This is a genomic window from Metabacillus dongyingensis, assembly GCF_019933155.2.
GTDB lineage: Bacteria > Bacillota > Bacilli > Bacillales > Bacillaceae > Bacillus_P > Bacillus_P dongyingensis.
In genome coordinates this window covers 5,030,766-5,053,952 of sequence record NZ_CP082944.1, presented here as the reverse complement: position 1 = coordinate 5,053,952, position 23,187 = coordinate 5,030,766, and the positions used below count along the sequence as shown (strand labels likewise).

Sequence of the window (23,187 nt, the reverse complement as noted above, 5' to 3'; positions counted from 1 at the left end):
ATGAGGCATCTCCCTCCTTTTTCTATAAAATGAATGTGTATATGTTTTGTACAACAGATGGATGTCCGTGAATAAAAATACAAAACGAACAAAATGTGCATAAATATATAATATAGTAGAAAAACGTCTTTTCGACAAAAACCCTTAAATGTGGACAAGTTTTTTAACAGGGTGTTAATAATCTTTCCACATGTTATCCACAGAGTGTGGATAACCCGGATGTTGACGTTCCGATATTCAGAGTGAAAACACAAATATAATATCAAATTAAACGAAGCGGCGCAATGGTTTTATAAAACTTATCCACATATCCGGCTCTTTGTGGAGAATAATTGTCCACATATGTTTGTTCTGTGTGAAACCTGTCAATAACGGGTGTGGATAAAAAAAATGTCGAAAAAACTATTCACAGCCTATGAAGTTTAATAGATTTGTACATCTATAACTGGTTTGGATTCTTTTTTAAAATTTGACTGATTCAGAATGCAAAAATGAATTTTAAATTTTTTTAGCGGAATCTACTTCGATTCTGCTTATTTAAGTGGAATAGAACTTTCCAAATTTGAAAAATTTCTATATGAAAACAATAAATAATATGAGAACAGTCCTTCAGTGTGAGATCTTTTTTGTCATATGGTTGACAATTCACTAGGTCACTCTCTATAATTAGAAAGACTGTCTTTAACAGCTATTCCTCAGGGAGGTGTCTATAATGAAAAGAACTTATCAACCAAATAATCGCAAACATAGTAAAGTTCACGGTTTCCGCGCTCGCATGAGCTCAAAAAACGGACGTAAAGTGCTAGCTGCACGTCGTCGTAAAGGAAGAAAAGTATTATCAGCATAGGCCACTGAAAAGTATCAGTGGTCTTTTTTACATGGCCCAATCCTACTCATGATTGGGCCATGTTTTTCAAAAACAGCTGTTTAAATAGATATTGTTAAAGAAATAATGATGGAAAAGCTCTCAACAGGCTGGAGAATTTCAGGCAAGGATCCGGAGTGAGGAAATGAAAAAGAAAAACCGCATCAAAAAAAACGAAGACTTCCAAAAAGTATTCAAGCATGGTAAGTCGATGGCAAATAGACAATTTGTGATCTACATGCTGGGTCAGCCTGAAGAAAAAGAATTCCGTTTAGGTTTATCAGTCAGTAAAAAAATAGGGAATGCCGTCACAAGAAACCGAATTAAGCGTCTCGTCCGACAAGTATTTCTCGAAGAAAAGGACAGCTTAAAAACAGGCATTGATTATATAGTAATTGCCAGAAAGCCGGCATCCGAAATGGACTATCATGAAGTCAAAAGCAGTTTATTGCACCTTTTCAGAAAAACAAAAGTCCACAGAGCAAGACCGCAGCGTGAAAACTCCATAAAAAATACATAGAAAAGTGAAAAATGAAATAAGTTTTCCTTTTAAAAGATGTTAAAATAAGTTTGAATAAAGTCGGCAGAATTTGCAGGTTTAGTTATTTTGTTAGGAGGAATACCGGTTGAAAAGGAGAATATTGTTAGTGCTTGGCTTAGTGAGCATCATGATGCTTCTTGCAGGATGTACAGAAGTGAACCAGCCAATCACAGAAGAAAGTCAGGGATTCTGGAATCACTACATTGTGTATCCGTTGTCATGGCTGATCATATATTTTGCAGAATTAATGGGTAACAGCTACGGACTGTCAATTGTTGTCGTTACGCTGATCATTCGTTTTGCGATCTTGCCTTTAATGATTAAACAGATCAAAAACTCAAAAGCAATGCAGGAATTACAGCCAGAAATGCAAAAGCTGCGTGAAAAATACAGCTCTAAAGACCAAAAAACACAGCAAAAACTGCAGCAGGAAACAATGTCTTTATTTCAGAAGAATAAAGTGAACCCTCTTGCAGGGTGTTTTCCATTATTAGTTCAAATGCCAATCCTGATTGGTTTTTATCATGCAATTATGAGAACAGAAGCAATTGCAGATCACAACTTCCTATGGTTTGACCTGGGATCGCGTGATCCAATATACCTGCTTCCGATCATTGCTGGTATTACAACATTTATTCAACAAAAATTGACAATGGCGGGAACAGCAAATCAAAATCCGCAAATGGCTATGCTTTTATATATCATGCCAGTTATGATCGTCATCTTTGCTGTCAGCTTCCCAGCGGCACTATCTTTATATTGGGTAGTCGGAAATATATTCATGATCGTGCAGACAATGATCATTTATGGACCTGATATTAGAGCGAAAGCACTTTCAAAATCGGGAGGAACGAAAAAGTGAGAGAAATAACTGCTACCGGACTTAGCGTCGAAGAAGCAGTACAATCCGCTTTAACACAGCTGAATGCAAGCGATAAAGAAGTTGAAATTACTGTTCTTGATGCAGGGAAAAAGGGATTTTTAGGACTGTTTGGGGCAAAGCCTGCCATGGTTAAAGCCGTAAAACTTCCAAATCCTGCTGAAGAAGCGCATCATTTTCTGAAAGAAGTGATCAGAAATATGAATGTGGAGGCAACAGTTGAAATGATTCAGGAAGGCAAAAATGTCACGTTTCAAATTGAAGGAGAGAAGGTTGCGCTATTAATTGGTAAGCGCGGACAAACGCTTAATTCTCTGCAATATTTGACACAGCTCGCGGCAAATCGTCATTCTAATCACTACTTGCATATTACAGTAGATGCTGAAAACTACAGAACCCGCCGCAAAGAAACATTAATTCAGCTAGCTCAGAAGCTTGCACATCAGGCTGTTCGTACTAAAAGAGAAGTTCCTTTAGAACCAATGCCTTCATATGAACGAAAGATTATCCATGCTGCTCTAGTTAACCAGCAGCACAAGATTAAAACATACTCGGTTGGAGAAGAACCTAATCGTCATTTGGTGATTGCTCCTAAATAAGAACAGCAAAATCGCCTGTTTAGCGCAGGAAGAAAGATAGAAATCCGACACTTTGACTTTTTTTGCGGATTTGTTCTGCTGAGAAATTAGGCGATTAGCAAGACTTTGCCCGAACAATACTCATCTGACACGCCAAAACCCTGCTGGTATTCAATCAGCAGGGTTTTTTGTGCTTTCTTTTATTCTTAAGGGCTTAGAAACCTTCCATTTGGAAATATTGTTATTAACATGTGGATAAGTTAAAATGATAATGAGAGAATTGTACGGAATTTAAGTCTGTGGATAATTCAATATATTTTTCTTTCCAACAAGAAATAACTATGATATCTTATAAATTTGACTGCGTATATAATAGGGAATTTCTATATAGATTTATTTTGAGAGAAGCGGGGTGAAACGCATGGAATTCGATACAATTGCAGCAATATCCACACCAATGGGAGAGGGAGCGATTGCCATCGTCAGACTAAGCGGGGACGATGCAATCAAGATTGCGGACAAATTGTATTCAGGTCCTTCTGAGAAACAATTAACAGAGGTACCTTCACATACGATTCATTACGGGCATATTGCAGATCCTGATACTGGCCAAATTGTAGAAGAAGTTATGGTATCAGTGTTGAAAGGCCCTAAGACATTTACGAGGGAAGATATAGTAGAAATAAACTGCCACGGCGGGATAGTAACAGTTAACCGTGTCCTGCAGCTTGCATTAAACCACGGGGCGCGGCTTGCAGAACCGGGTGAATTTACGAAGAGAGCGTTTTTAAATGGACGAATTGATTTGTCGCAAGCTGAAGCGGTGATGGATTTAATAAGAGCAAAAACAGATCGTGCAATGAATGTCGCCCTTGGACAGATGGAAGGGAGATTATCTAAGCTCATTCAGCGTCTGCGCCAGGAAATTCTTGAGACGCTTGCACATGTGGAAGTAAACATAGATTACCCTGAATATGATGATGTAGAAGAAATGACGCACAGCATGCTGATTGAAAAAGCAACGTTCGTCAAAAATGAGATTGAAAAGCTGCTCCAAACATCCCAGCAGGGCAAGATTTTAAGAGAGGGTCTTTCAACGGTCATCGTAGGCAGACCTAATGTAGGCAAATCGTCGCTTCTGAATAGTCTGATTCACGAAAATAAAGCGATTGTAACTGATATACCGGGAACGACAAGGGATGTCATTGAGGAATATGTAAACGTTCGAGGCGTGCCTCTTCGTTTAGTTGATACAGCTGGTATTAGGGAGACAGAGGACATTGTCGAGAGGATCGGTGTTGAGAAATCTAGACAGGTATTGAAAAAGGCCGACCTTATCCTGCTCGTTTTAAATTATAGTGAAGCTCTTTCAAAAGAGGATGAGCAGCTGTTTGAAGCTGTAAGCGGGATGGACGTAATTGTTATCGTCAATAAAACAGATCTTCCTCAAAAAGCAGATTTGAAACGGGTGAGGGAGCTTGCAAAAGATTCACCTGTAGTGACGACTTCTCTGCTAGAGGAACAGGGAATTGATCAGCTTGAAGAATCCATCAGCTCGCTGTTTTTCGAAGGCAGCGTTGGCGCTTCGGATTTAACTTATGTTTCAAACACAAGGCACATTGCTTTGCTGTCACAGGCAAAACGTACGATTGAAGATGCACTTGAAGCGATTGAAGCAGGAGTGCCGATTGATCTTGTACAGATCGATTTGACACGAACATGGGAGCTGCTTGGTGAGATTATTGGAGATGCTGTTCATGAAAGTTTGATTGATCAGCTGTTTGCTCAGTTCTGTTTAGGAAAATAAGGGCTGTATTTATATAGGATCATGTACATTTTACTTAGATTAAAAAATAAAAAAGTGCTTAATTCATAAAGGAGGTAAATACCATGGGATATCATGCAGGTGATTATGATGTAGTTGTCGTCGGTGCAGGTCATGCAGGGGTTGAGGCCGCCCTCGCTTCTGCGAGAATGGGTGCAAAAACGCTTGCTTTGACGATCAATCTTGATATGGTTGCTTTTATGCCTTGTAATCCATCAGTAGGTGGACCTGCAAAAGGAATCGTTGTGCGCGAAATCGATGCTTTAGGCGGAGAAATGGCAAAAAATATCGATAAAACACATATTCAAATGAGAATGCTTAATACAGGCAAAGGGCCGGCTGTGCGTGCGCTGCGTGCTCAGGCGGATAAATTTACGTATCAGCATGAAATGAAGAAGACGATGGAAAATGAGCGGAATCTTACAATGCTACAAGGAATGGTAGACCGTCTTATTATTGAAGACGGAGAGTGCCGGGGCGTTATTACTCAAACGGGCGCGGAATACCGTGCGAAAACAGTTGTTCTGACTACAGGCACATTTTTAAGAGGGAAAATTATTTTAGGTGAACTGCAATATTCAAGCGGACCTAATAACCAGCAGCCTTCTATAAAATTATCAGAGCATCTGCAGGAAATTGGACTTGATATGGTTCGTTTTAAAACGGGAACACCGCCGCGTGTAAACAGCCATTCAATTGATTACAGCAAAACAGAAATTCAGCCAGGTGACGACGTTCCCCGCGCTTTTTCCTACGAGACGACAAAATATATTACAGATCAGCTTCCATGCTGGCTGACTTACACAAGTGAAGAAACTCATAAAATTATCGACGATAATCTTCACCGTTCACCAATGTACTCGGGCATGATTAAAGGAACTGGACCGCGCTACTGTCCTTCAATCGAAGATAAGGTAGTCCGTTTCAATGATAAGCCGCGTCATCAGATTTTCCTTGAGCCAGAAGGCAGAAACACACAAGAAGTTTATGTGCAGGGTTTATCGACAAGTCTTCCGGAGGATGTACAGCGAAGAATTCTTGCATCCATCCCCGGTCTGGAGAATGTGGAAATGATGCGTGCAGGATATGCAATCGAGTATGATGCCATCGTACCTACACAACTATGGCCAACCCTTGAAACGAAAAAGGTGCCAGGCCTTTTTACTGCCGGACAAATCAATGGTACATCTGGCTACGAGGAAGCAGCGGGACAAGGCTTAATGGCCGGAATTAATGCCGCCAGCAAAGCCCTTGACAAAGAAGAAGTCATCTTAAGCCGTTCTGATGCTTATATCGGAGTATTAATAGATGATCTTGTCACAAAAGGAACAAACGAACCTTATCGTTTATTGACTTCCAGAGCAGAATATCGCCTGCTTCTTCGCCATGATAATGCAGACTTGCGTTTAACGGATATAGGACGTAAGATTGGACTTATAAAAGAGGAACGCTACAAGACTTTCTTGCTTAAAAGAGAAGCAATTGAAGCAGAGAAAAAACGTTTGAATTCGGTCATCATCAAACCAAATGAGCAGACACAGGAATTAATCAGAAGTGCAGGCGGCAGTGAACTGAAGGACGGAATCCGTGCATCAGATCTTATGAAACGCCCTGAAATGAACTATGAGCATATTCATGCTCTTGCACCTGCTGACGAAAATATTTCCGGAGAAATAGCCGAACAGGTTGAAATTCAGATTAAATATGAAGGCTATATTGAAAAGTCGCTTCAGCAGGTTGAAAAGCTGAAGAAAATGGAAAACAAAAAAATCCCGGAAAATATTGATTACGATGCTATTTCAGGCATTGCTTCTGAAGCACGCCAGAAACTGAAAGAGGTCAGACCGCTTTCAATGGCACAGGCATCCCGTATTTCAGGGGTTAACCCGGCAGACATTTCCATCCTTCTCGTCTATTTAGAGCAAGGGAAAATAGCCCGTGTTTCAGGCGAATAAAAGCAGATCAGAAAGGTTTTGAGTATGGACATTTCTTTATTTAAATCCAGTCTTGAGGAAAAGGGAATCTCTCTTTCCGCAGAACAGCTGGAGCAATTTGAGACTTACTACGAATTGCTTGTAGAGTGGAATGAGAAAATGAATTTAACTTCGATTACAGAAAAAAAGAAGTTTATCTTAAGCATTTTTATGATTCTATTTCTGCTGCTTTCTATTTTGATTTTACAAAACCGCTATCCATTTGTGACGTAGGCGCAGGCGCAGGGTTTCCAAGTCTGCCGATTAAAATTTGCTTTCCGCATCTAAAAATTGCAATTGTGGATTCTCTTCAAAAGAGAATTACATTTTTAGATCATCTGACGAAATCACTAAACCTTTCAGGCGTATCTCTTTATCATGACAGAGCAGAAACGTTTGGAAAAAACAAAGCATTCAGAGAAACGTATGACGTTGTGACGGCAAGGGCCGTAGCGCGTCTATCTGTTTTGAGCGAGCTTTGCCTGCCCCTTGCTAAAACAGGCGGTCATTTCGTAGCAATGAAAGCCGCATCAGCTGAGGAAGAAATAATCAAAGCTGAAAAAGCAATCAGTACGCTTGGCGGCAAGGTGAAGGAAAAGTATGCCTTTGAGCTGCCGCTTGAGGAAAGTGAGCGCTCAATCATTATTATTCATAAACAAAAATCAACACCTGCAAAATATCCCCGTAAACCGGGTACGCCTAACAAACTTCCGTTAGAATAGAAAAACATTAAATGGAAAGTTCGGTCGGCATGCAGGAATATAGAGAATTGAAAGAGAATTAATATGATGGCAGTTTCTAAAGGTGGTGTAGGCTCATGAAGCATCCATTCTCTCGTTTTTTCGGTTTGGGAGAAAAAGAAGATACAGCAGAAAAAACAGCAGTAATTGAAGCAGAAGAGATTGATGATTCAGTATTTGATGAGGTTAAAAAGATTTCCGTGCAGGAAATTGTGCCTAATCGTTTTCAGCCCCGTACGGTTTTCGCGGATGAAAAAATTGAAGAATTATCGCTTACGATACGTACGCACGGGATTATTCAGCCGATTGTTGTACGTCAGGTTGATGGAAGATATGAAATTATTGCCGGGGAAAGACGGTATAGAGCGGTCCAAAAACTCGGATGGGAAACAATCCCAGCGATTGTGAAGGATTTCAACGACACAGAAACAGCTTCTGTTGCCTTAATTGAGAACCTTCAGCGTGAGGAGCTTTCAGCGATAGAAGAAGCTGTTGCATATGCAAAGCTGCTGGAGCTTCACGACTTGACTCAAGAGGCCCTTGCCCAGCGTCTCGGCAAAGGACAGTCCACAATTGCCAATAAGCTTAGGCTGTTAAAGCTGCCTAAGGAAGTTCAGGATGCATTGCTCCAAAAGAAAATAACAGAGAGACATGCTAGAGCACTCATTCCTTTAAAAAAACCAGATCCGCAAATAACACTGCTCTCTGAAATCATTGAAAAGCAGTTAAATGTCAAACAAACAGAAGACCGCGTTGTCAAAATGCTTGAGAAAACCAGCCCGAAAGCAAAACCAAAACGTAAAGCGTTCAGCCGGGATACTCGTATTGCGATGAATACCATCCGTCAATCGCTGACAATGGTAGCGGATACTGGCGTAAAAATAAATGCTGAAGAAGAAGAATTTGAAGAATACATTCAATTCACTATAAAAATTCCAAAGTAGCTCTCTGCAAATTCAGCAGAGGGCTTTTTCTTTTTGAAGTTTCATAGATTTCGAGATTTTCGTTCAGGCTGCATTTTCACAAATTGCAAAAAAGTTCAAACCATTGGCAAAGTTTCATGATAAAATAGAGAACATGATAGAGTTCATGTTTAGTGAAAGCAGGTGACATTGTGGGGAAAATTATTGCCATTGCGAACCAGAAAGGCGGAGTCGGCAAAACGACAACTTCCGTTAATCTTGGTGCGTGCTTAGCATATATAGGAAAACGAGTTCTTCTCGTCGATGTTGACCCACAAGGAAATGCGACAAGTGGTATAGGAATAGAAAAAGCCGATGTTGAACATTGTGTTTATGATATTTTAGTTGATGATGTTGATGTAACAGAAGTCATTAAGCCAACTGCTGTCGAAAATTTGGATGCAATTCCTGCCACTATTCAGCTGGCAGGTGCCGAAATTGAACTTGTGCCAACCATTTCCAGAGAAGTCCGTCTGAAACGTGCGCTTGAAAAAGTAAAACATAATTATGACTATATGATTATTGACTGTCCTCCCTCTTTAGGATTGCTGACAATCAATGCTTTAACAGCTTCAGATGCCGTGCTTATTCCAGTTCAATGCGAGTATTATGCACTTGAAGGATTGAGTCAGCTGCTGAATACTGTGCGATTAGTTCAAAAACATTTAAATACCGATTTAATGATAGAAGGCGTTCTTTTAACAATGCTTGATGCACGCACCAATTTAGGAATTCAGGTTATTGAAGAAGTCAAAAAATATTTTCGCGACAAAGTATATAAAACAATTATTCCCAGAAACGTCCGTTTAAGCGAAGCACCAAGTCATGGACAGCCGATTATTATTTATGACCCGCGCTCACGGGGCGCTGATGTATACTTAGAATTGGCAAAGGAAGTGGTTGTAAATGGCTAAAGGGTTAGGTAAAGGAATCAATGCTTTGTTTACGAATATGGAAGTAAGCAATGACGAAACACTGCAGGAAATTAAAATAAAAGATCTGCGTCCAAATCCTTATCAGCCCCGCAAAACATTTTTGCCAGGAGCGATTGAAGAACTGAAAGAGTCCATCCTTCAGCATGGCATCCTTCAGCCAATCATTGTGCGTAAGAGTATTAAAGGCTATGAGATTGTCGTGGGTGAGCGCCGTTTCCGTGCAGCGAAAGCAGCGGGCCTTCATGTTGTGCCAGCTGTCATCAGAGAGCTGACAGATCAGCAGATGATGGAGCTTGCGCTTCTTGAAAATCTCCAGCGCGAAGATCTATCTCCAATCGAAGAAGCGGGAGCCTACCAGTCTTTGCTTGATCACTTGCATATTACACAAGAAGAGCTTGCCAAACGTCTAGGGAAAAGCAGACCGCATATTGCGAATCATCTGAGGTTATTGTCTCTTCCAGATACCATTCAAACTCTTATTTCTGAAGGAAAGATTTCAATGGGTCATGGCAGAACACTGCTCGGGCTTAAGAAAAAAGACAAGCTAAAAGCCTTAGCGGACAAAATTATGATAGAACAGCTTAATGTCCGGCAAGTTGAGCTTCTTGTTCAGCAGTTAAACGAAAATGTTCCACGTGAAACGAAAAAGAAAGCTGTCAGTCAGGACATTTTCATTAAAGAAAGAGAATCCTACTTGCGTGAGTATTTTGGCACTTCTGTTACGATTAAGCAGCAGAAGAAAAAAGGGAAAATAGAAATTGAATTTTTCTCAAAAGAGGACTTGGAAAGAATTTTAGAGTTGCTTGAAGCTGAGCAAACATCTTAAGCGGCCATCTTGCAGCATAGATGGCTTATTTTTATGTTTTAATAAAAAGCAGCTTCGGAACTTAACATCTCGGTCAGAAAGGATCCGCCCTAAAAGTAATTTGCAATTTTTCTGCCGGATCTCTATCTGCCTGCCGAAGCTGAACAAGGCGCTAGCGCATATAATTAGAAAGAGGGATTAAGTTGGTGTTATTAGGAAGTTTAGTAAATGCAGCTGGAATTATCATAGGTTCTCTTTTAGGTTTATTGCTTCGCAGAATACCAGAATCTATGAAACAGACGGTCATGACAGGCATAGGTCTTTTTGTCATGGTATTAGGCCTCGATATGGCACTGGAAAGTGAACAGCTGTTTATTGTGATTATCAGTCTTGTTTTCGGGGCAGTCATTGGAGAAGCCATTGATATTGAAAAGAAACTGCATCAGGTGGGACACTGGCTTGAGAAAAAACTAAGCAGAAATCAAACGGGGGATTTTGCACAAGGCTTTGTATCCGCTACCCTTATCTTTGTCATTGGTGCAATGGCAATTGTTGGATCACTTGATAGCGGATTGAGAGAGGATCATGATATTTTGTACACAAAGTCGATGATTGATGGCTTTACGAGCATGGTTCTTTCAAGTACCCTTGGCATAGGTGTTCTTCTTTCAGCGGTTCCTGTTTTCATATATGAAGGAGGCATCGCTGTATTTGCGAATGTGATTCATCAGTATGTACCGGAATCCTTGCTTGAGGATTTGATCTCAGAGATTACAGCCGTTGGCGGGATACTGATCTTTGCCATTGGTATCAATATGCTTGCTATAAAAGCCATTCGTGTAGCAAACCTCCTGCCAAGCCTGGCGGTTGTTGCAGTCATTATTGTTTTAATGAAATTGTTTAATTGAAGTTTGCATCCTTGGCCTGATTAAGCCAAGAGGTCTTTGTCTTTAACGGAATTTTTTTAAGTTCTATCTGCTGCTCAGCCAGAATGATGCTTTCTGCAATAATAGAAGCCATTGTCATGACGAGATGCAGTCTTGTATTTTGCAATACAAAGAATTCCATAAACCCGCTGACGTTGACAATTCCATTTATGTGAATGTCTCCTACCTCGGGAAGCACCTTGTTTACACCTGCACCAGGCTTGATTGGACCTGATCCAACCTGGAATGTCCCTACACTTTTTAGTCTTCCCAAGCAGGCATCAATCGCCAGAATAAAAGGATTATCGAACGTTTGTTCTATTTCTTGAATAGTTTCTTCAAGGTTGACTGCATGAACAGGATGCTTGAGTGTTCCGTAAACATGGAAATGCTTGAGATCAGCATCGATAAGCTTAGTGCCTACTAAAGGGCCTAAACAGTCACCTGTTGAGCGGTCTGTTCCAATACATAGGACTACGATGGGTTTCCGTACAGAAAGAAGGAGTTTTATTTCTGATGATAAATGTTCAGCCGCATGGTCATCTTCATAATAAATTCGGTCTCGCTGCGGTTTTAAAAAGCCAGATTTAAAATTCATCATTTCACTCCTTCAATATAGTAGTAACAGTATACGGAAGAATATAGAAATCTATACATATTTAAGAGATAATAAGAGTTTTTGCTAAGCACTGTAAATTGCTTAGAAAAGTTGTTAAAATAAAACCTATCTTTATGAATGCAGCGTGTAATTCTTTCTAAAGGAAAGGTTGATCTGATGTGGATTTTATAAATAAGCTTATAGATAAAATGGGTGCCTCTCTTCTAAACGAAGATCTCTGGCTGAACTTTGGACAAGGACTGCTGAAGATTATTGGCATTATGATCCTTTCAACAATCCTTATTCGAGTCGGAAATGTAGTCATTGGAAAAATTTTCTTGCTGAGAACAAAGTCACCGCTCCGCATTTCAGAGCGGAGAGAAAATACGCTGGTCAAGCTGCTCGATAACATTTTAACGTACCTCGTTTATTTTGTTGCCCTGCTGATGATCCTTGAGACATTAAGCTTCGATGTAAAGGCTCTGCTCGCCGGAGCGGGAATTGTCGGGCTCGCCGTCGGATTCGGTGCACAAAATCTTGTCAGGGACATCATTACAGGATTCTTTATTATTTTTGAAGATCAGTTTTCAGTAGGTGACATGATTCGTGTCGGCCAATTTGAAGGAACTGTTGAAGAAATTGGACTTCGCACGACTAAGATCAAGAGCTGGACAGGAGAAATCAATATTCTGCCAAACGGAAATATAACGGAAGTGACTAATTTCTCCGTCAATAACAGCGTCGCTTTTGTAGATGTCAGTATTGCCTATGAAGGGGATATTCCAAAAGCGGAAAGAGTCATTGAAGATTTATTGCTCGAGCTGCCGGATAAGTATGAAGAAATGGTTGCACCTCCTGAATTGCTTGGCGTACAAAACCTGGGGCCATCGGGAGTTGTCCTGCGTGTAGTCAGTGAGGTCCTTCCTATGAAGCATTTTCATATATCGCGTGTGCTGAGAAAAGAAATTAAGATGAGACTTGATGAGCATGGCATAGAAATTCCCTACCCTCGCATGGTCATGTATACAAGACAGGATGAAGGTGCTAAACAAAAGGAAAGGATGAGTGAATAGTGGACAAGGAATTTGGCATAAATGACGTTGTCGAAATGAAAAAACCTCATCCATGCGGTGCGAATCGCTGGAAAATCATCAGAATGGGCATGGATATTCGCATAAAATGCGAAGGCTGTGCTCACAGTGTGATGATTCCAAGAAGAGAATTTGCCCGGAAAATGAAAAAAAGATTAGTCAAGCATGAAGAATAACTCTTTTTATGGCTTTAAATGGTTTATTTAGGGAGAAAACCTTGATTTTCGTTTGGTTTTCCCCTTTTTTTAATGAGTAAAAATGAACTTTTACCATGAAAGACTTCCCCTCTTAAGCTTGTCATTTCATGCGTTAGTATCTATAATTGTTGAAGATTGGTTAGATAACAGTAAACGGATTAATCGATTATATATTGTTTATATAGAGGAGTGGAAATAACCATGGCTTTAACCGCTGGTATTGTTGGACTTCCGAACGTAGGGAAGTCAACGCTTTTTAACGCCATTACACAGGCTGGTGCTGAATCAGCAAACTACCCATTCTGTACAATCGACCCTAACGTAGGGATTGTGGAAGTGCCGGATGAGCGTCTTCAAAAGCTTACAGATCTTGTAAAACCAAAGAAAACAGTTCCTACTGCGTTTGAATTTACGGATATTGCAGGAATTGTTAAGGGTGCAAGTAAAGGAGAAGGACTTGGAAACAAGTTTCTTTCACATATTCGTCAAGTAGATGCCATTTGTCACGTTGTGCGCTGTTTTGCAGACGACAACATTACTCACGTTTCAGGAAAAGTAGATCCGATTGATGATGTTGAGACAATCAATCTTGAGTTGATTTTAGCGGATTTAGAGTCTGTAGACAAGCGTATTGAGCGTGTCGGCAAGCTTGCAAAGCAAAAAGATAAAGATGCTGTTTATGAGCACGAGGTTCTGTTAATGCTGAAAGATGCATTCGAAAACGACAAACCGGCCCGCTCTGTGGAATTTACAGATGAACAGATGAAAGTTGTTAAGCATCTTCATTTACTGACAAGCAAACCTGTTTTGTATGTAGCTAATGTCTCTGAAGATGAAGTGGCTGATGCTTCAAACAATGAATATGTAAAAGCAGTTCGTGAATTTGCTGCGAATGAAAAAGCTGAAGTCATTGTTGTATGTGCAAAGATTGAATCCGAAATTGCCGAACTTGATGGAGAAGAAAAAGAAATGTTCCTTGAAGAGCTTGGCATCGAAGAATCAGGTCTTGATCAGCTTATTAAAGCTTCATACAATCTTCTTGGTCTGGCGACTTATTTTACAGCGGGTGTTCAGGAAGTCCGTGCGTGGACTTTCAAAAAAGGAATGAAGGCTCCGCAATGTGCCGGCGTTATTCACTCTGACTTCGAACGCGGCTTTATCCGCGCTGAAACAGTTTCTTATGAAGATCTGCTGAATGCAGGAACAATGGGAGCTGCACGCGAAGCCGGAAAAGTGCGTTTAGAAGGAAAAGAGTACATCGTAAAAGATGGCGACGTTATCCATTTCCGTTTTAATGTTTAATTTGGTTGCCTAAAGTCATTTTGTTTGCTATAATTTAAACTTGTGAGTAATTGAATTGTTTAATTGCTCCTTGCCCGTTTAGGGCCGTTTAGACCAAAAGGAGGTGTAAGAGATGAATAAATACGAAATCATGTATATCATCCGTCCAAACATTGAAGATGAGGCTAAAAAAGCTCTAGTTGAGCGTTTTAACACAATTTTAGCTGACAATGGTGCGGAAGTTGAAGAAACAAAAGAGTGGGGCAAACGTCGCCTTGCTTATGAAATCAACGATTTGCGTGACGGTTACTACATGCTTCTTCAAGTTGCATCAAAGCCGGAAGCTGTTCAAGAATTTGACCGCTTAGCGAAAATCAGCGAAGACATCATGCGTCACATGGTAACTAGAAAAGAAGTGTAATTCACATAGATTAGATATCTTTAAAAAAGGATGATTCTGATGATGAATCGGGTTGTTTTAGTCGGCAGACTAACAAAAGATCCAGAACTGCGCTACACACCAGCTGGAGCTGCAGTTGCTACTTTTACATTAGCTGTAAACCGTGCCTTCACAAACCAGCAGGGTGAAAGAGAAGCGGACTTCATTAACTGCGTCGTATGGCGCCGTCCGGCTGAAAATGTTGCAAATTTCCTTAAAAAAGGAAGTTTGGCAGGAGTAGATGGACGTCTTCAATCTCGCAGCTATGAAGACCAGACTGGCAAACGTGTTTATGTAACTGAAGTGGTTGCTGAAAGCGTACAGTTTCTTGAACCTAAAAGCGGAAGTGGAAACAGCGGCGGCGGTGGCGGAAACAACAATTATTATGGCGGCGGCCAAGGTGGACAAGGCGGTCAGCAAAATCCATTCAGCCAAAACCAAAATCAAAATCAAAATCAGAATCAGCGTAATCAAGGCCGTTCGAACTTTGATGACGATCCATTCGCAAATGATGGAAAGCCGATTGATATCTCTGATGATGACTTACCGTTTTAAAACATATAGTACGTGCAATTCATAATGGAAGGAGGAAATAACTATGGCAGGCGGACGCAAAGGTGGACGTGCAAAACGTCGTAAAGTGTGCTACTTCACTGCACACGGAATCACTAACATCGATTACAAAGATGTAGATTTGCTTAAAAAATTCGTTTCTGAGCGTGGTAAAATCTTACCTCGTCGTGTAACAGGAACAAGCGCTAAATACCAACGTAAATTAACGATTGCTATTAAACGCTCTCGTCAAATGGCTTTACTTCCATACGTATCTGGCGAATAATAAGATGAAAAAGGCAGTGAGGATTCCTTGCTGCTTTTTTATTTACTCTTTATCCAATCATTTGATTTGTCACACACGGTTCATTTAAAATAAGCTTGGAAGTATAAAAGAGGTGAAACTGTGAAACGGGTTAACGTACTGACAGAAGGTGCGATATTACTTGCGCTTTTTACTGTATTAACATTAATGACACTTTATCTGCCGCTTATTGGGGCATTTTTAATGGTCTTTTTGCCATTGCCGTTTATTCTTTATACGGTGAGACACGGGATTAAAGCTGCTGTCACTTTAATGGCCGCTTCTATCTTCATTACATTGATAGTTGGTTCTTTGTTTGCTTTGCCATTAACATTAACATATGCCCTGAGCGGAATCGTAATGGGTTACTTTTATCAGAAGAGACAAACAGCAGGCGCTTTGATTGGGGGCACAATTGCCTTTCTCATCAGCTTTGTCGTCATGTATGCTGCTTCTGTGGCATTTTTTCAAATCGATCCAATTGAAGAAGCGACAGGCAGCATGGACGAAACGATTGATATGGCAAAGTCAATGATGGCTGCAATTGGTCAGGAAGCAAATGAAGCAGCGATTAATCAATTAGAAGAGCAAATGAAGTACATAGGCTACTTAATTCCAAGTTTGCTTGTGAGTGTTTCATTTATCTTCGCCATACTGTCTCATGCTGTAACCATTCCTGTTCTTAAAAGACTGAAAATCCAGCTGGTGCCGCTAAAGCCATTCAGAGAGTGGAAGCTGCCTACAAGCATTGTCTGGTATTACTTGATTGTCAGTTTTTTATTCTTTTTAAATTTGGATACAGGCAGCTTTCTATATATTGCTGCTGTAAACTTGCTGTTTGTTCTGCAGGTGCTGTTAGTGGTACAGGGCTTCTCTTTTATTTTCTTTTACAGTCATGTGAAAAATTATTCGAAAGCCATACCTGTTACAGCAATCATTCTTTCTTTGATTCTGCCGATCCTGATGTATCTTGTGCGAATCTTAGGTATAATTGATTTAGCTTTTAATTTGCGGGGCCGCGTGAAGAAATAGCACTATGGCGCATAAACTAGATTCATACAGTGCGCAGAAGGAGTAAGCCGCAGTCTTACGTATGTTTCACTGTTGTTTGAGGAGCTGAAACAAAATGCCCAGTTTTTACGAAAAACCGTTTATCAGGTATCCCCTATTTGCATTAATTGGCCTGACCGCGATTTCCATCATCATCATCTTTTATTATCGATGGATGATTGGTGTTGCCGGGGTCTTTCTATTAGGTGCGATCTTATTTCTTTTGAAAATAGCCGATAAAAAGCTGAAGGTTGAGATGGAAACCTACATTTCGACTCTCTCTTACCGTCTGAAGCGGGTTGGCGAAGAAGCTTTAATGGAAATGCCCATAGGAATTATGCTTTTTAACGAACATTATCATATAGAATGGACTAATCCGTTTTTGACATCCTGTTTCCATGAAGACACATTGGTCGGCAGGTCCATGTATGATGTAGCCGAATCACTTGTGCCCCTTGTGAAGCAGGAAGTAGATACAGAAACCATAACTCTTCACGAACGGAAGTTTAAAGTAATCATCAAGCGTGAGGAAAGACTGCTGTACTTCTTTGATGTTACGGAACAGACAGAAATTGAAAAGCAGTATGAGGATGAGCGGACAGTTCTTGCACTTATATTTCTTGATAATTACGATGAAGTCACTCAAGGCCTGGATGACCAGACGAAAAGCACAATTAATAGTCAAGTAACCTCCTTGCTGAATAAATGGGCAACCGACAACGGCATCTTCTTGAAAAGAACGTCATCAGAGCGCTTCATGGCAATTCTCAATGAAAATATTTTAATAAAGCTTGAAAAAGGAAAGTTTTCGATTCTTGACGAAGTAAGAGAACAGACGACGGTTCAAAATATATCCCTCACATTGAGCATCGGTATAGGCTCCGGTGTGCCGTCCCTTACTGAGCTTGGGGATTTGGCTCAATCAAGTCTTGATCTCGCTTTAGGACGCGGTGGAGATCAGGTTGCCATTAAGCAGACGAACGGAAAAGTGAAGTTTTATGGCGGCAAGACGAATCCGATGGAAAAAAGAACGAGGGTGCGTGCAAGAGTGATCTCGCATGCGCTGACTGAAATTATTTCAGAAAGCGACAAAGTTATCATTATGGGCCATAAATACCCCGATATGGATTCGATAGGCTCAGCCATCGGCATTCTGAAAGTAGCTCAGGTGAATGAAAAGGAAGGCTTTATCGTTCTGGATCAAAACGAGATTGATACAGGCGTGCAGCGGCTGATTCAGGAAGTAAAGCAGCATTCTGATTTGTGGTCCCGTTTTATAACAAGAGAAGAAGCTTTGGAAATCTCTACAGATGACACAGTTCTGATTGTTGTGGATACCCATAAGCCGTCACTTGTCATCGATGAAAAGCTGCTGAATAAAGTGGACAATGTTGTCGTCATCGATCATCACCGCCGGGGTGAAGAGTTTATTAAGGATCCATTGCTGGTTTACATGGAGCCATATGCTTCTTCAACAGCAGAGCTTGTGACAGAACTCCTGGAATATCAGACAAAACGTCTGAAAATGAACATGATTGAAGCCACATCTTTGCTCGCAGGCATTATAGTCGATACTAAAAGCTTTACTCTCAGAACGGGTTCCCGTACATTTGATGCAGCCTCCTATTTAAGGTCTAAAGGGGCTGACACCATTCTCGTGCAAAAATTTATGAGAGAAGATATTGATCACTATGTAAAGCGGTCAAAGATCATTCAAAATACCAACATGCTTAAAGATGGCATCGCCATCGCAAAGTCAGATCCTGATTCAGAGGACTATTTCGATCAGGTCATCATTGCGCAAACAGCAGATACGCTCTTGGCAATGAGCGGTGTTGTGGCGTCATTCGTTCTTGCGAGAAGAAATGAGCACACAATCGGCATCAGTGCCCGTTCCCTTGGGGATATCAATGTGCAGTTGATCATGGAAGCATTAGATGGCGGGGGTCACCTCACAAATGCGGCAACACAGCTTGAACATGTATCACTGCTTGAAGCAGAAGAAAGATTAAATCATGCGATCGAAGAGTATTTAGAAGGAGGAACCAAGTCGTGAAAGTTATTTTCTTAAAAGATGTAAAAGGTAAAGGGAAAAAAGGAGAAGTTAAAAATGTAGCTGACGGCTATGCACATAACTTTTTAATTAAGCAGGGACTTGCGATTGAAGCCAATCAGGCAGAAATCAGCAAGCTTCAAGGTCAAAAGAAAAAAGAAGAAAAAGAAGCGGCTGCAGAGCTTGCAAAATCTGTTGAACTAAAAGAGACGCTTGAAAGCTTAACGGTTGAACTTAAGGCGAAATCAGGAGATGGCGGCCGTTTATTCGGATCTATTACAAGCAAGCAAATTGCTGATGAGCTTATGAAATCACATGGCCATAAAGTTGATAAACGAAAAATTGACCTGCCAGATGCGATCCGGGCTTTAGGCTATACAAATGTGCCGGTAAAACTGCATCCGGAAGTAACAGCTACTGTTAAGGTGCACGTAACAGAACAAAAATAATCAGTTTAATAAATGTGATGTGTGAATGGATGCTGCTTCTTTTCGCAGCATCACATTTTTTCTTATTATAGAGAAATATAAGGTTTTGTTCATCCATGTCTAGCTGCATCGCCGAACGCCCCGGTCAGAATGGATCTGCCTGCCGGAGCTGACTAAGGCGCTTGCGCTTTTCTAATTAAATGATAAGGACGGTGATCATCATGAATGAAATGTTTGATGATCGGATTCCTCCACAAAATATTGAGGCGGAGCAAGCTGTACTCGGAGCGATTTTTCTAGAACCCGCATCTTTAATCACCGCTTCTGAAATTTTGATTCCAGAAGACTTTTACAGAGCATCTCATCAGAAGATTTACAATGTGATGCTGAAGCTTGCGGATAAAGGGGAGCCTGTTGACTTAGTAACAGTAACCTCTGAGCTTGCTGATGCCAATTTATTAGAGGAAATCGGCGGAGTATCTTATTTAAGTGATCTGGCAAATGCGGTTCCGACTGCTGCCAATATTGAATATTACGGAAGAATCGTAGAAGAGAAGTCGATTTTGCGGAGATTGATCCGAACAGCTACAACGATTGCTCAAGACGGTTATTCCCGTGAAGATGAAGTAGATGTTTTATTAAATGAAGCCGAGAAAAACATTATGGAGGTTTCACAGCGGAAAAACGCCGGAGCTTTCCAGAATATTAAAGATGTTCTTGTTCAAACGTACGATAACATTGAATTGCTCCACACAAGAAAAGGAGACATCACTGGAATCGCCACGGGCTTTACAGAGCTCGACAGAATGACAGCCGGCTTTCAGCGAAATGATCTGATTATTGTAGCTGCCCGTCCTTCTGTCGGAAAGACCGCTTTTGCCTTGAATATCGCACAAAATGTGGCAACGAAAACAGATGAGAACGTTGCGATCTTCAGTCTTGAGATGGGGGCAGATCAGCTCGTCATGAGGATGCTTTGTGCTGAAGGCAATATAAATGCACAGAATTTGCGTACCGGCAACTTGACTCCTGAAGACTGGGGAAAACTTACCATGGCGATGGGAAGCTTGTCGGATTCGGGTATATTTATAGATGATACTCCAGGCATCCGGGTAAGTGAAATCCGTGCAAAATGCCGCCGCCTCAAACAGGAAAGCGGTCTTGGGATGATTCTGATTGACTACTTGCAGCTGATTCAGGGAAGCGGAAGAAATAAAGATAACCGTCAGCAGGAAGTATCTGAAATTTCACGGACACTTAAGTCCCTTGCCAGGGAATTAAAAGTTCCTGTTATTGCCCTATCACAGCTATCAAGGGGAGTTGAACAGCGTCAGGACAAGCGTCCAATGATGTCAGATATCCGTGAATCAGGAAGTATCGAGCAGGATGCGGATATTGTTGCTTTCTTATATCGTGATGATTACTACGATAAGGAATCCGAAAATAAAAATATCATCGAAATCATCATTGCAAAACAGCGTAACGGACCAGTCGGTACGGTCAGTCTAGCTTTCGTAAAGGAATACAATAAATTCGTAAACTTGGAACGGCGATTCGATGATGCCGGCGTTCCGCCAGGTGCTTAGAGCTGTCGCTGTTGACAGCTTTTTTTTTTGTAAAAATAGCTGAAGGAACAACGATGATTGGGCATTTCGCGGTGGATTGAGTACAGTTGGTCCCTCTTTTCAGGAGATTGCTGGAAGAATGCACAGAAAATACGGATGAGTGCATAGAAGACTGGTGTTTATCTTGTTTCGGTGATTTCTTTTAGTGTTGCAAATGGCGTGTTAATGCCAAATATCATAGTGTTTAATGCTGAAAATTCGGTTATGAAGCACTAACCTCGTGTTGTAGCCCACATTAAGTGCTGCAAATGCGGTTATGGAGCACTAACCTCGTGTTGTAGCCTACATTAAGTGCTGCAAATGCGGTAATGAAGCACTAACCTCGTGTTGTAGCCTACATTAAGTGCTGCAAATGCGGTAATGAAGCACTAATCTTGTGCTGAAGCCATCATTAAGTGCTGCAAACTCGGTTATGGAGCACTAATCTTGTGTTGAAGCCCATATTAGGTGCTGCAAACTCGGTTATAAAGCACAAATCTTGTGCTGAAGCCCACATTAAGTGCTGCAAACTCGGTTATGGAGGACAATTCTTGTGTCGAAGCCCACATTAAGTGCTGCAAATGCGGTTATGGAGCACAAATCTTGTGCTGAAGCCATCATTAAGTGCTGCAAACTCGGTTATGGAGCACAAATCTTGTGTTGAAGCCCATATTAAGTGCTGCAAATGCGGTTATGAAGCACTAATCTTGTGCTGAAGTCCACATTAAGTGCTGCAAACTCGGTTATGGAGCACAAAACTTGTGTTGCAGTCCATATTAAGTGCTGCAAATGCGGTTATGGAACACTAATCTTGTGTTGCAGTCCACATTAAGTGCTGCAAACCCGGTTATGGAGCACAAATCTTGTGTCGTAGCCCATATTAAATGCTGCAAACGGTTATGAAACATTTATCTCATGTTGCTGCAGCCCACACTAAGTGAGGCACACTTATAAGAACCGATCACCAAATTTATAGTTACAACTACAATTTTTAAACGCTCTTCAAACTACAACACACATCCTTGCTCTGGAATGAAACCCTAAAAACAGGGGGAATCTATGTAAAGATGAACAAAATCATTTGCAATTGCGATATATTACGAACGAAATTAAAATGTAATCTTATTAATGTTCGTCTTTTCGTTGACTTTCTTCTGTTCTGCTGGTAAAATTAGCTTGTTTGGTAGTGCGAAAAGAGAAAGAGTTGCAAAAAACCGGAGGTGCACATTAATGTCTTCAGTAGTAGTTGTTGGAACACAATGGGGAGATGAAGGTAAAGGAAAGATTACCGACTTCCTTTCAGAAAATGCAGAGGTTATTGCTCGTTATCAAGGCGGGAATAACGCTGGACATACGATTAAATTTAACGGTGAAACATATAAGCTCCACTTAATTCCATCAGGTATCTTTTACAGTGAAAAGACCTGTGTAATCGGCAATGGAATGGTAGTAGACCCAAAAGCTCTAATTAAAGAGCTTGCTTATCTTCACGAGCGCGGAGTCAGCACAGACAATCTTCGCATCAGCAATCGCGCGCATGTGATTCTTCCTTATCATTTAAAGCTTGATGAAGTAGAAGAAGAACGCAAAGGCGCCAATAAAATCGGTACAACGAAAAAAGGAATCGGCCCTGCTTACATGGATAAAGCAGCACGCGTAGGAATCCGCATCGCTGACTTATTAGACCGTGAAGCGTTTGAAGAAAAATTAACTAGAAATCTTGAAGAAAAGAACCGCATGCTTGAAAAGTACTACGAGACAGAAGGATTCACGATTGAGGAAATCCTTGATGAGTACTATGAGTACGGTCAGCAGTTCAAGCAGTACGTTTGTGACACAGCTGTTGTATTGAACGATGCTCTTGACGGCGGCAGACGCGTTTTATTTGAAGGTGCCCAGGGTGTTATGCTTGATATCGATCAAGGTACTTATCCATTTGTTACTTCTTCAAACCCGGTAGCAGGAGGAGTTACAATCGGTTCTGGTGTAGGACCAACGAAAATCAACCATGTTGTCGGTGTTTCTAAAGCATATACAACACGCGTTGGTGACGGCCCGTTCCCAACTGAACTTGATAATGAAATTGGCCATCATATCCGTGAAGTTGGCCGTGAATATGGTACAACAACAGGCCGTGCACGCCGTGTTGGCTGGTTTGACAGCGTTGTTGTCCGTCATGCACGCCGTGTGAGCGGAATTACGGATTTATCATTAAACTCCATTGACGTATTAACTGGCATTGAAACATTGAAGATCTGTACAGCATACAAATACAAAGGCGAAATCATGGAATCTTTCCCTGCAAGCCTTAAAGTATTAGCTGAGTGCGAGCCTGTCTATGAGGAACTTCCAGGCTGGACAGAAGACATCACAGGCGTTCGCGACCTTGGTGAACTTCCTCAAAATGCCCGCAACTACATCGAGCGTGTATCCCAGCTTACAGGCATCCCTCTTTCAGTTTTCTCAGTGGGCCCTGACAGAACACAAACAAACGTTGTAAGAAGCGTATATAGCTAAGCAGCTGATCGAAAGGGGCTAGCCTCCTTTCGATCTTTTTTTA

General features: G+C 41.0%; 22 protein-coding genes and 1 pseudogene. 22 read left to right on the top strand and 1 reads right to left on the bottom strand.

The features are described from left to right. The first annotated feature begins 712 nt into the window (after nt 1–712). From rpmH to K8L98_RS24830, 11 genes and pseudogenes are all read left to right on the top strand, one after another. On the top strand, nt 713–847 hold the full coding sequence (gene rpmH / locus K8L98_RS24880) for a 50S ribosomal protein L34 (RefSeq protein WP_029282916.1): 135 nt from the start codon (nt 713–715) through the stop codon (nt 845–847). 163 nt (nt 848–1,010) lie between these two features. Then, a complete protein-coding gene (rnpA, locus tag K8L98_RS24875; RefSeq protein ID WP_223438835.1) occupies nt 1,011–1,385 on the top strand; it encodes a ribonuclease P protein component in 375 nt (124 codons plus the stop codon). A 106-nt stretch (nt 1,386–1,491) separates the two neighbouring features. Further along, nucleotides 1,492–2,268 (top strand): YidC family membrane integrase SpoIIIJ, encoded by a 777-nt coding sequence (gene spoIIIJ, locus K8L98_RS24870; protein ID WP_223438834.1) that lies wholly within the window; start codon nt 1,492–1,494, stop codon nt 2,266–2,268. After that, nucleotides 2,265–2,885: an RNA-binding cell elongation regulator Jag/EloR gene (gene jag, locus K8L98_RS24865; protein WP_223438833.1), complete on the top strand. Its 621-nt coding sequence runs from the start codon at nt 2,265–2,267 to the stop codon at nt 2,883–2,885. Before spoIIIJ ends, jag begins: the two co-directional genes overlap by 4 nt. Before the next feature lie 400 nt (nt 2,886–3,285). Then, nucleotides 3,286–4,671, top strand: a complete 1,386-nt coding sequence (mnmE, locus tag K8L98_RS24860; protein ID WP_223438832.1) for a tRNA uridine-5-carboxymethylaminomethyl(34) synthesis GTPase MnmE — start codon at nt 3,286–3,288, stop codon at nt 4,669–4,671. An 83-nt stretch (nt 4,672–4,754) separates the two neighbouring features. Then, complete coding sequence (gene mnmG, locus K8L98_RS24855; protein ID WP_223438831.1) at nt 4,755–6,644, top strand: tRNA uridine-5-carboxymethylaminomethyl(34) synthesis enzyme MnmG; 1,890 nt, start codon at nt 4,755–4,757, stop codon at nt 6,642–6,644. A gap of 24 nt (nt 6,645–6,668) precedes the next feature. Beyond that, nucleotides 6,669–7,384: pseudogene (rsmG, locus tag K8L98_RS24850) on the top strand (16S rRNA (guanine(527)-N(7))-methyltransferase RsmG). 95 nt (nt 7,385–7,479) lie between these two features. Continuing rightward, nucleotides 7,480–8,346, top strand: a complete 867-nt coding sequence (gene noc / locus K8L98_RS24845; protein WP_223438830.1) for a nucleoid occlusion protein — start codon at nt 7,480–7,482, stop codon at nt 8,344–8,346. Nucleotides 8,347–8,516: 170 nt separating this feature from the next. Next, the gene (locus K8L98_RS24840) at nt 8,517–9,278 is read left to right on the top strand and encodes a ParA family protein (protein WP_070878939.1); all 762 of its coding nucleotides are present in this window, start codon (nt 8,517–8,519) and stop codon (nt 9,276–9,278) included. After that, the gene (locus tag K8L98_RS24835) at nt 9,271–10,125 is read left to right on the top strand and encodes a ParB/RepB/Spo0J family partition protein (protein WP_223438829.1); all 855 of its coding nucleotides are present in this window, start codon (nt 9,271–9,273) and stop codon (nt 10,123–10,125) included. Before K8L98_RS24840 ends, K8L98_RS24835 begins: the two co-directional genes overlap by 8 nt. A 182-nt stretch (nt 10,126–10,307) precedes the next feature. Then, nucleotides 10,308–11,012 (top strand): DUF554 domain-containing protein, encoded by a 705-nt coding sequence (locus tag K8L98_RS24830; protein WP_223438828.1) that lies wholly within the window; start codon nt 10,308–10,310, stop codon nt 11,010–11,012. Here the strand turns inward: K8L98_RS24830 and yyaC are convergent. Next, nucleotides 11,005–11,628: a spore protease YyaC gene (gene yyaC, locus K8L98_RS24825; protein WP_223438827.1), complete on the bottom strand. Its 624-nt coding sequence runs from the start codon at nt 11,626–11,628 to the stop codon at nt 11,005–11,007. The genes K8L98_RS24830 and yyaC overlap by 8 nt on opposite strands. Before the next feature lie 179 nt (nt 11,629–11,807). On the opposite strand from yyaC, the gene K8L98_RS24820 reads away from it, so the two are divergent. The 11 genes from K8L98_RS24820 to K8L98_RS24770 all read left to right on the top strand — a co-directional run bounded on the left by K8L98_RS24820 (nt 11,808) and on the right by K8L98_RS24770 (nt 23,144). Then, nucleotides 11,808–12,701, top strand: a complete 894-nt coding sequence (locus tag K8L98_RS24820) for a mechanosensitive ion channel family protein (protein WP_223438826.1) — start codon at nt 11,808–11,810, stop codon at nt 12,699–12,701. Continuing rightward, nucleotides 12,698–12,895 carry a DUF951 domain-containing protein gene (locus K8L98_RS24815; protein WP_223443756.1) on the top strand — a complete coding sequence of 66 codons (198 nt, stop codon included), beginning with the start codon at nt 12,698–12,700 and terminating at the stop codon, nt 12,893–12,895. The genes K8L98_RS24820 and K8L98_RS24815 overlap by 4 nt, the downstream gene beginning before the upstream one ends. A gap of 222 nt (nt 12,896–13,117) precedes the next feature. Continuing rightward, entirely contained in the window at nt 13,118–14,218 is a 1,101-nt protein-coding gene (ychF, locus tag K8L98_RS24810) for a redox-regulated ATPase YchF (RefSeq protein ID WP_223438825.1), read from the top strand. A 112-nt stretch (nt 14,219–14,330) separates the two neighbouring features. Next, nucleotides 14,331–14,618: a 30S ribosomal protein S6 gene (gene rpsF / locus K8L98_RS24805; RefSeq protein WP_070878903.1), complete on the top strand. Its 288-nt coding sequence runs from the start codon at nt 14,331–14,333 to the stop codon at nt 14,616–14,618. Nucleotides 14,619–14,657: 39 nt separating this feature from the next. Further along, complete coding sequence (ssb, locus tag K8L98_RS24800; protein WP_223438824.1) at nt 14,658–15,191, top strand: single-stranded DNA-binding protein; 534 nt, start codon at nt 14,658–14,660, stop codon at nt 15,189–15,191. 43 nt (nt 15,192–15,234) lie between these two features. Beyond that, on the top strand, nt 15,235–15,474 hold the full coding sequence (gene rpsR / locus K8L98_RS24795) for a 30S ribosomal protein S18 (RefSeq protein WP_223438823.1): 240 nt from the start codon (nt 15,235–15,237) through the stop codon (nt 15,472–15,474). A gap of 120 nt (nt 15,475–15,594) precedes the next feature. Continuing rightward, nucleotides 15,595–16,524, top strand: coding sequence for a YybS family protein (locus K8L98_RS24790; RefSeq protein WP_223438822.1), 930 nt, complete (start codon nt 15,595–15,597; stop codon nt 16,522–16,524). A 94-nt stretch (nt 16,525–16,618) separates the two neighbouring features. After that, nucleotides 16,619–18,598 (top strand): DHH family phosphoesterase, encoded by a 1,980-nt coding sequence (locus K8L98_RS24785; RefSeq protein ID WP_223438821.1) that lies wholly within the window; start codon nt 16,619–16,621, stop codon nt 18,596–18,598. Further along, nucleotides 18,595–19,044: a 50S ribosomal protein L9 gene (rplI, locus tag K8L98_RS24780; RefSeq protein WP_223438820.1), complete on the top strand. Its 450-nt coding sequence runs from the start codon at nt 18,595–18,597 to the stop codon at nt 19,042–19,044. Before K8L98_RS24785 ends, rplI begins: the two co-directional genes overlap by 4 nt. A 200-nt stretch (nt 19,045–19,244) precedes the next feature. Next, a complete protein-coding gene (gene dnaB / locus K8L98_RS24775) occupies nt 19,245–20,609 on the top strand; it encodes a replicative DNA helicase (protein WP_070878898.1) in 1,365 nt (454 codons plus the stop codon). A gap of 1,248 nt (nt 20,610–21,857) precedes the next feature. Further along, nucleotides 21,858–23,144 (top strand): adenylosuccinate synthase, encoded by a 1,287-nt coding sequence (locus tag K8L98_RS24770; RefSeq protein ID WP_223438819.1) that lies wholly within the window; start codon nt 21,858–21,860, stop codon nt 23,142–23,144. Nucleotides 23,145–23,187: the final 43 nt, after the last annotated feature.